Origin of the sequence: Streptomyces sp. W16 (assembly GCF_033194735.1) — a bacterium.
GTDB lineage: Bacteria > Actinomycetota > Actinomycetes > Streptomycetales > Streptomycetaceae > Streptomyces.
In genome coordinates, this window is record NZ_JAWOAI010000435.1 from 1 (window position 1) to 8,668 (window position 8,668).

8 protein-coding genes are annotated in these 8,668 nt (G+C 69.7%); 6 read left to right on the forward strand and 2 right to left on the reverse strand.

What is annotated here, in order from left to right; genetic code table 11:
- Positions 1-410: 410 nt before the first annotated feature.
- Positions 411-1,907 carry an oligopeptide:H+ symporter gene (locus R6V09_RS39195; protein ID WP_317886247.1) on the reverse strand — a complete coding sequence of 499 codons (1,497 nt, stop codon included), beginning with the start codon at positions 1,905-1,907 and terminating at the stop codon, positions 411-413.
- 319 nt (positions 1,908-2,226) lie between these two features.
- Here R6V09_RS39195 and R6V09_RS39200 point away from each other — a divergent pair, with 319 nt between their 5' ends.
- Together R6V09_RS39200 and R6V09_RS39205 are read left to right on the forward strand one after the other, a co-directional pair.
- Positions 2,227-2,904 (forward strand): response regulator transcription factor, encoded by a 678-nt coding sequence (locus R6V09_RS39200; RefSeq protein ID WP_174447603.1) that lies wholly within the window; start codon positions 2,227-2,229, stop codon positions 2,902-2,904.
- A gap of 6 nt (positions 2,905-2,910) precedes the next feature.
- Positions 2,911-4,188: an ATP-binding protein gene (locus R6V09_RS39205; protein ID WP_317886248.1), complete on the forward strand. Its 1,278-nt coding sequence runs from the start codon at positions 2,911-2,913 to the stop codon at positions 4,186-4,188.
- Between the two features lie 25 nt (positions 4,189-4,213).
- On the opposite strand, the gene R6V09_RS39210 is transcribed toward R6V09_RS39205, so the two are convergent.
- Positions 4,214-4,738, reverse strand: coding sequence for a GtrA family protein (locus tag R6V09_RS39210; protein WP_317886249.1), 525 nt, complete (start codon positions 4,736-4,738; stop codon positions 4,214-4,216).
- A 176-nt stretch (positions 4,739-4,914) separates the two neighbouring features.
- Between R6V09_RS39210 and R6V09_RS39215 the strand changes: the two genes are divergently transcribed.
- From R6V09_RS39215 to R6V09_RS39230, 4 genes are all read left to right on the forward strand, one after another.
- Complete coding sequence (locus tag R6V09_RS39215) at positions 4,915-6,054, forward strand: 5-(carboxyamino)imidazole ribonucleotide synthase (protein ID WP_317886250.1); 1,140 nt, start codon at positions 4,915-4,917, stop codon at positions 6,052-6,054.
- A complete protein-coding gene (purE, locus tag R6V09_RS39220) occupies positions 6,051-6,593 on the forward strand; it encodes a 5-(carboxyamino)imidazole ribonucleotide mutase (RefSeq protein WP_317886251.1) in 543 nt (180 codons plus the stop codon). Before R6V09_RS39215 ends, purE begins: the two co-directional genes overlap by 4 nt.
- Positions 6,594-6,598: 5 nt before the next feature.
- Positions 6,599-7,777 (forward strand): dipeptidase, encoded by a 1,179-nt coding sequence (locus R6V09_RS39225; RefSeq protein WP_317886252.1) that lies wholly within the window; start codon positions 6,599-6,601, stop codon positions 7,775-7,777.
- Positions 7,778-7,907: 130 nt separating this feature from the next.
- The coding region (locus tag R6V09_RS39230; protein ID WP_317886253.1) for a membrane dipeptidase at positions 7,908-8,668 on the forward strand (761 nt) is incomplete at its 3' end.

Sequence of the window (8,668 nt, forward strand, 5' to 3'; positions counted from 1 at the left end):
GGTGGGTGCCGTAGAAGTGTGTCACTTCCAGGGAAAGTGACACACTTTTTTGGGACCCCTACCTCCCCCTCCCTCTCTCCCCTCCCGCCCTCGGGGATCCAGCCACTCGCCGTTGGCCGCTGAGCCGACGTGGCGTGCTGGCGAGGCGCGGTCGCGTCCCGCTCCGCCGGTTGCGGACGCAGCCGACGTGAGGGGCCGGCAGACCTGGGACCCCCATTCCTCCCGGCCGCTCGCTCGCTTCTAAAACGGGCTGGAGCGGACCGAGTCAAGGGTGGCCCGGAGGGTCATCGCCGCAGGCGACGCGACCGCAGGGAGCGCCCTTTACTCGGGCCGTGGAAGCCCGACACTGACAAAGAAGCGAGTGGCCCACCAGCACCATCAAAGCACCGGGAGCGCGAACCCCCGCCGCGTCAGTGCACAGACCCCATAAGCTCCCGCACCCTCTTGCGGTACATCCACACCGCCGCACCCGCGAGCACCGCGAGAACCGCCTGCAGCGCGACGATGCCCGTCCTGTTCAGGTCGACACCGGCGATGGACAGGAGGCCCGTCGTCGCGTCGCCCGCCGTGACCGCGAGGAACCAGACGCCCATCATCTGGGAGGCGTACTTGGCCGGAGCCATCTTCGTGGTGACCGACAGGCCGACGGGGGAGAGGGTCAGTTCGCCGACCGTCTGGACGAAGTAGATCGCCACCAGCCACATCGCCGCCGCCTTGTGACCGCCGTCGGCGATCGCGAGCGGGGCCAGGAAGAGGAAGAAGGACGCGCCGATCAGGACCAGGCCCATCGCGAACTTCGTCGCCGTGCTCGGCTCCTTGCCGCGGCGGGCCAGGGCCAGCCAGGCCCAGGCGAAGACCGGGGCGAGGGCCATGATGAGGACCGGGTTGACGGACTGGTACCAGGAGACCGGGAAGTTCCAGCCGAAGACGGTGTTCTTGGCCGAGGAGTCGGCGAACAGGGACACCGTCGAGCCGCCCTGGTCGTAGATCATCCAGAACACGGCCGCGGCGACGAAGAACCAGATGTACGCGGACATCTTCGACTGGTCGGCGCGGTCGAGGGACTTGTCGCGCTTGATGCGGGCGATGACCAGCACCGGGATGAGCAGACCGGCGACGGTGATCGGGACCAGTAGCCAGTTCAGCGTGTAGTGGCCGGAGAAGCCGACGACCGCGTAGAAGACGATCGCGATGGCCGCCCAGAAACCCGACTTGCGCAGCGTGGCCGTCTTCTCCTCGGCGGACAGCGGCGTGGGGACGACGTCCGAGCGGGAGCTGAGGTGACGGGTGCCGAGCAGGTACTGGGCGAGGCCGAGTGCCATGCCGACCGCGGCGAGCGCGAAGCCGAGGTGCCAGTTGACGTTCTCGCCGACGGTGCCGATGACCAGCGGTGCGGCGAAGGCGCCGACGTTGATGCCGATGTAGAAGAGGGTGAAGCCGCCGTCGCGGCGCGGGTCGTCCGGGCCCTCGTAGAGGTGGCCGACCATCGTGGAGATGTTGGCCTTCAGGAGACCCGAGCCGATCGCCACCAGGCCGAGGCCCGCGAAGAACGTGCCCGAAGAGGGGAGGGCGAGCGTGAGGTGGCCGAGCATGATGACCACGCCGGCGACCGCGACCGTCTTGCGGGGGCCGAGGACCCGGTCCGCGAACCAGCCGCCGGGCAGGGCGAGCAGGTACACGAGGGACAGGTACACCGAGTAGATCGCGGTAGCGGTGGCCGCACTCAGGTGGAGGCCGCCGGGGGCGACCAGGTACAGGGGAAGCAGGGCCCTCATGCCGTAGTAGGAGAAGCGCTCCCACATCTCGGTCATGAAGAGAGTGGCCAGTCCGCGGGGGTGGCCGAAGAAGGTCTTCTCGGAACCGGGGGTGCCCGGAGTCACCGAGTCCTTCGTCAGGCTGGACGCCATGGTCGATCCTTGCTGGTCGGGAGGGCCGCACAGAAAAGGGACCTTCAGCTGTGAATGCTCGCCAAAGGCCCCAGTGTCACTACAAGCGGTCCAGTCACCATACGACAGGACACTGCCGGATATGGAAGGACTTGAGACATCGATCACAGGAAGAAGTGGAACCGCAGCCGACTTTTCCAAGGTGTTTACAAGGATGGCATCCCACAGGCGCAGGTTCGGACCGGATTCCTCACGCCGGCGAATCCGACTTGCCCCAAGGTAAGAATCACTCGTGGCGATCACACCCCGACCGCTGTCCGAGGCGGACTACCATCACCTCATGACCCGTGTACTGCTCGCCGAGGACGACGCGTCCATCTCGGAGCCGCTGGCCCGCGCTTTGCGACGGGAAGGTTACGAGGTCGAGGTGCGCGAGGACGGACCGACAGCGCTCGATGCAGGCATCCAGGGCGGCATCGACCTGTGTGTCCTGGACCTGGGCCTGCCCGGCATGGACGGCCTGGAAGTGGCCCGCCGACTGCGCGCCGAGGGCCACACCGTCCCCATCCTCATCCTGACCGCACGCGCCGACGAGGTGGACACCGTCGTCGGCCTCGACGCGGGCGCCGACGACTACGTCACCAAACCCTTCCGGCTCGCCGAACTGCTCGCCCGCGTCCGGGCCCTGCTGCGGCGCGGCGCCGCCGAGCCCGCGCAGCCGCCCGCCACGCACGGCGTCCGGATCGACGTCGAGTCGCACCGCGCGTGGATGGGTGACGAGGAACTCCAGCTCACCGCCAAGGAGTTCGACCTGCTGCGGGTTCTGGTGCGGGACGCCGGGCGGGTGGTGACTCGTGACCAGTTGATGCGCGAGGTCTGGGACACGACGTGGTGGTCGTCCACCAAGACCCTCGACATGCACATCTCCTGGCTGCGCAAGAAGCTCGGCGACGACGCGGCCAACCCCCGGTACATCGCCACCGTGCGTGGTGTGGGTTTCCGCTTCGAGAAGAGCTAGCCTCCCGTGCGTCGTCGGCTCATCCAGTCCACGCTCGCCGTGGTCCTCGTGGTCATCGCCGTGTTCGGTGTGTCCCTTGTCATCGTCGAGACGCGCACGATCAGCAACAGCGCCCAGGAACGCGTGGATTCCGAGGCGCTCAGGCTGGCCAGCATCGTGGACAGCAGGATCCTCGGCGCGGAGATCGTCGACTCGGAGGTACTGCGCACCCAGGTCACGGAGGATCGCTACGCCGTGATCCGCATCCCGGGCGACCCGGCGATCGAGGTAGGCACCAAGCCGACGGGTGATGTCATCCACTCCACCGCCAAGGGTGAGGAGGGCGAGTCGGTCACCGTGATGGAGCCGCGCTCGAACGTGACCCAGGAGGTCGGGCGGACGCTGCTCATCATCGGTGCCGTGGCGCTGCTCGCCGTGGTGGCCGCCGTACTGCTCGCGGTACGGCAGGCCAACCGGCTCGCCTCGCCGCTCACCGACCTCGCGGAGACCGCCGAGCGGCTCGGCTCCGGTGATCCGCGCCCCCGGCACAAGCGGTACAGCGTCCCGGAGTTGGACCGGGTCGCCGATGTCCTCGACTCCTCCGCCGAGCGCATCGCCCGCATGCTCACCGCCGAGCGCCGGCTCGCTGCCGACGCCTCGCACCAGCTGCGTACGCCGCTGACCGCGCTGTCCATGCGGCTTGAGGAGATCACCCTCACGGACGACCCGGACACGGTGAAGGAGGAGGCGACGATCGCGCTCACGCAGGTCGAGCGGCTCACCGATGTCGTGGAGCGGCTGCTGACCAACGCGCGTGACCCCCGTACCGGCTCCGCCGTCTCCTTCGACCTCGACGAGGTCATCCAGCAGCAGCTCGCCGAGTGGCGCCCCGCCTACCGCAGTGTCGGCCGCGCGATCGTCAGCTCCGGCAAGCGGCATCTGCAGGCCGTCGGCACCCCGGGCGCGGTCGCCCAGGTGCTGGCCGCGCTGATCGAGAACTCCCTGATGCACGGCGGTGGCACGGTCGCCCTGCGCACCCGGGTCACCGGCAACCAGGCCGTCGTAGAGGTCACGGACGAAGGTCCGGGGGTCCCGACCGATCTCGGTGCGCGGATCTTCGAGCGGACGATCAGTGGCCGTAACTCCACGGGGATCGGCCTGGCGGTCGCCCGTGACCTCGCGGAGGCGGACGGCGGCCGGCTGGAGATGCTGCAGGCGCAGCCGCCGGTGTTCGGCCTGTTCCTGTCGCGCACGCCGCCGACGAAGCGGCTGCAGGTGGACGAGGACGAGCCCACGGTCCGCTGAGGACCGGCGCAAGCGCGTGGGTCGGTCAGCTCACATGTTGCTTGGGGCGGGGCGCCGGCTCCGATTGCGGGGCCGGGAAGGCCTTCGCTTCTCCGGCTTCCGCGACGGCTTCCTCGTCCTCGACCGGCAGTGTCTTGAACACCCAGGTGCGGTACGACCAGAAGCGGAACAGCGTCGCGATGCCGATGCCGAGCACCTTGAAGACGTTGCGCTGCAGCGAGCTGTCCCAGCCGAAGCCGTAGATCGCCGCGAACAGGACGCCGTTCTCGATCACCAGGCCGATCAGGCTGAACGCCAGGAACAGGGTGAGTTCCTTGGTGCGGGCGCTCTTGTCGCGGTCGCGGTAGGTGAAGTAGCGGAAGCCGACGTAGTTGCACGCGATGGCGACGACGGTGGCGATCACGTTGGCGCGCACGGCCTGCAGGCTGGTCAGGTGCCACAGCAGGTTGGAGACCGCGAAGTTCACCACGGTGCCCACCACGCCCACCGCGCCGAACTTGGCGACCTCGCGCGCGAGCCGTTTGAAAGGCCCTTCGGAACCACGTTCCATTGGTGTGCAGGCCCCTGTCATCTCGGATGTCATCGCGGATTCGGCGACCCAGCCATGCTAACCATCGCATTCCCCCGCCGCCCGTGAAGCCGCTCACAGGTCGGGAAGAGACCCGGAAAAGAACGGTAAGAGGTACGGAAATCGGGCCGCCGTGGCGTGACCGATACCCTGGGGGAGTGACGTTCCCGGTAGTCGGCATGGTCGGCGGGGGGCAGCTCGCTCGTATGACACACGAGGCGGGCATCCCGCTCGGCATCAGATTCAAGCTCCTCAGTGACACCCCTCAGGATTCCGCGGCGCAGGTCGTCGGCGATGTCGTCATCGGCGACTACCGCGACCTCGACACGCTGCGTGACTTCGCGCGGGGCTGCGATGTGATCACCTTCGATCACGAACACGTACCCACCGAGCATCTACGGGCCCTGGAGGCGGACGGCATCCCCGTGCGCCCCGGCCCGGACGCGCTCGTGCACGCCCAGGACAAGGGCGTGATGCGCGCGAAGCTCGTCGAGATCGGTGTGCCGTGCCCGCGGCACCGCATCGTGAGCGGTCCGGCGGACGTGGTCGCCTTCGCGGCGGAGGGGGACGGCTTCCCCGTCGTCCTCAAGACCGTCCGCGGCGGCTACGACGGCAAGGGCGTGTGGGTGGTCGACTCCGTGGAGGAGGCCGCCGATCCCTTCCGCGCCGGTGTCCCCGTGCTCGCGGAGGAGAAGGTCGACTTCGTCCGGGAGCTGGCGGCGAACGTCGTGCGCTCCCCGCACGGCCAGGCCGTCGCCTACCCGGTCGTCGAGTCCCAGCAGGTGAACGGCGTCTGCGACACGGTGATCGCACCCGCCCCCGACCTCGACGAGTCCCTCGCGTTGCAGGCCGAGGAGATGGCGCTGCGCATCGCCAAGGAACTCGGTGTCGTCGGCCATCTCGCCGTCGAGCTGTTCCAGACCGGCGACGGCCGCATCCTCGTCAACGAACTCGCCATGCGCCCGCACAACTCCGGTCACTGGACCCAGGACGGCGCGATCACCAGCCAGTTCGCCAACCACGTCCGGGCGGTCCTCGACCTCCCGCTGGGAGATCCGCGCGCCCGCGCCCCCTGGACCGTGATGTGCAACGTGCTGGGCGGCGACTACCCGGACATGTACTCCGCGTACCTGCACTGCATGGCCCGCGACCCCCAGCTGAAGATCCACATGTACGGCAAGGACGTGAAGCCCGGCCGCAAGGTGGGCCACGTCAACACCTACGGCACCGACCTGGCCGACGTCCTGGACCGCGCCCGCCACGCAGCCGGCTATCTGAGAGGCACGATCACCGAATGAGCCCCGTCGCAGGACCCGTCGTAGGAATCGTCATGGGGTCGGACTCCGACTGGCCCGTCATGGAGGCCGCCGCGAAGGCGCTCGACGAGTTCGAGATCGCCTACGAGGTCGACGTCGTCTCCGCGCACCGCATGCCGCGCGAGATGATCACGTACGGCGAGCAGGCCGACGGCCGCGGCCTCAAGGTGATCATCGCGGGTGCGGGCGGCGCCGCCCACCTCCCGGGGATGCTCGCCTCGGTGACCCCGCTGCCGGTGATCGGCGTCCCCGTGCCCCTGAAGTACCTGGACGGCATGGACTCGCTGCTCTCCATCGTGCAGATGCCGGCCGGTGTCCCCGTCGCCGCCGTCTCGGTCGCCGGCGCGCGTAACGCGGGCCTGCTCGCGGCCCGCATCCTGGCCACGCACGACGAGGAACTCCTCGTCCGGATGCGGGAGTTCCAGCAGGAGCTGAACGACCAGGCCACCGAGAAGGGCAAGCGGCTGCGCGCCAAGGTCGAGAGCGGCGCCGGCGGCAGCGGCTTCGGCTTCGGGAAGTGACGGGGATGACGTCACTGGACCAAGCCCGGGAGCTGCTGCGGGAGTTCCCGGTCGTCGACGGGCACAACGACCTGCCCTGGGCGCTGCGCAAGCAGGTCGGCTACGACCTCGACGCCCGCGACATCGCCGTACACCAGAACGCGCATCTGCACACCGACATCCCGCGTCTGCGCGAGGGCGGCGTCGGCGCGCAGTACTGGTCGGTGTACGTCCGCTCGGACCTGCCCGACCCGGTGCCGATGACGCTGGAACAGATCGACTGCGTACGGCAGTTGCTGGCCCGCTACCCGCAGGACCTGGCGCCCGCGCTGACCGCCGCGGACATGGAGTCGGCGCGCGCGGAGGGTCGTATCGCCTCCCTCATGGGCGCGGAGGGCGGGCACTCGATCGCCAACTCCCTCGGCACGCTGCGGGGGTTGTACGCCCTCGGCGTCCGCTACATGACGCTCACCCACAACGACAACGTGGCGTGGGCGGACTCCGCGACGGACGAACCGGGGGTCGGCGGTCTGTCGGCGTTCGGCCGTGCGGTCGTGCGGGAGATGAACCGCGAGGGCATGCTCGTCGACCTCTCGCACGTGGCGGCCACGACGATGCGCGACGCGCTGGACGCGACGAGCGCGCCGGTGATCTTCTCGCACTCGTCGTCGCGGGCAGTCTGTGATCACCCGCGCAACATCCCCGACGACGTGCTGGAGCGGCTGCCCGCCAACGGCGGTATGGCGATGGTGACGTTCGTGCCGAAGTTCGTGCTCCAGGCCGCCGTGGACTGGACGGCCGCCGCCGACGACAACATGCGCGCGCACGGGCTGCACCACCTGGAGACCACCGCCGAGGCGATGAAGGTGCACCACGCCTTCGAGGAGCTTCACCCGCGCCCGGTCGCCACGGTCTCCACGGTCGCCGACCACCTCGACCACATGCGCGAGGTCGCGGGCGTCGACCACCTCGGCATCGGCGGCGACTACGACGGCACGGCCTTCACCCCCGACGGGCTGGGTGACGTCTCCGGCTACCCGAACCTCATCGCGGAGCTGCTGGACCGCGGCTGGTCCAGGTCCGACCTGGCCAAGCTGACCTGGCAGAACGCGGTACGGGTGCTGGGCGCGGCGGAGGACGTGGCGCGGGACATCCGGGCGACGCGGGGGCCGTCGAACGCGACGATCGAGTCGCTGGACGGCTGAAGAACGGGTGAGCTGCGCGGCGCGGGAGCGCCCACTCCCGCGCCGTACCCCGAACGCCCCGCCCACCAGGTAGCCCCCTCGTCGGCGTGCGACGGTGACCGTACTGCCGTAACGACGTACGGAGCCCGCCATGGCCGACCTCCAGGACCAACTGCACGCGACGACCGAGGTCGGCGAGCTCGACGACTTGGTCCACGAGCCCTTTCCCGCCGGGCCGTTCCCGCCGGACACCGCGGAACCGTACGACCCCGTCTCCGACCCCGAGGCGGCTCCCCTGGAGCGCGCCCGAGCCATCCTCGCCGCGCACCCGGTCGCGGACGGCTACAGCGGGCTGCCGTGGGCGCTGCGGCATCTGCCGTGGTTCGACCTGGAGCTGGGGGAGAGTTCCGTGGACACCGATGTGCCGCGGCTGCGCGAGGGGCATGTCGGCGCGCTGTTCTGGTCGCTGCACCTGCCCGAGGGGCTGGCCGGGGACCGGGCGGTCGGCGCCACCCTGGAGCAACTGGACCTGGTGAACACGGTGGTCCGCGCCCACCCCGAGGGCCTGCGCCTGGCGTACACCGCGGGTCAGACCACCGACGTGCGCAACTGCGGCCGTATCGCCGTGCTGCTCGGTCCCGCCGGAGCCGCCGCGCTCGGCGACTCGCTGGGCATCCTGCGCTCGCTGCACGCGCTGGGGCTGCGGATCCTCACGCTGTCCGGGGTGTCCTGGGCGAGCGAGGCGGGGCTGACCCGGTTCGGCGAGGAGGTCGTGCGGGAGATGAACCGGCTCGGGGTGCTCGCCGACCTGTCCGGCGCCTCCGAGGAGACGATCCGCCGGGCCCTCGCGGCGTCGAAGGCACCGGTGCTGTTCACCCGCTCCGCCGCCCGCACCCTGCGCCCGCACCCGGC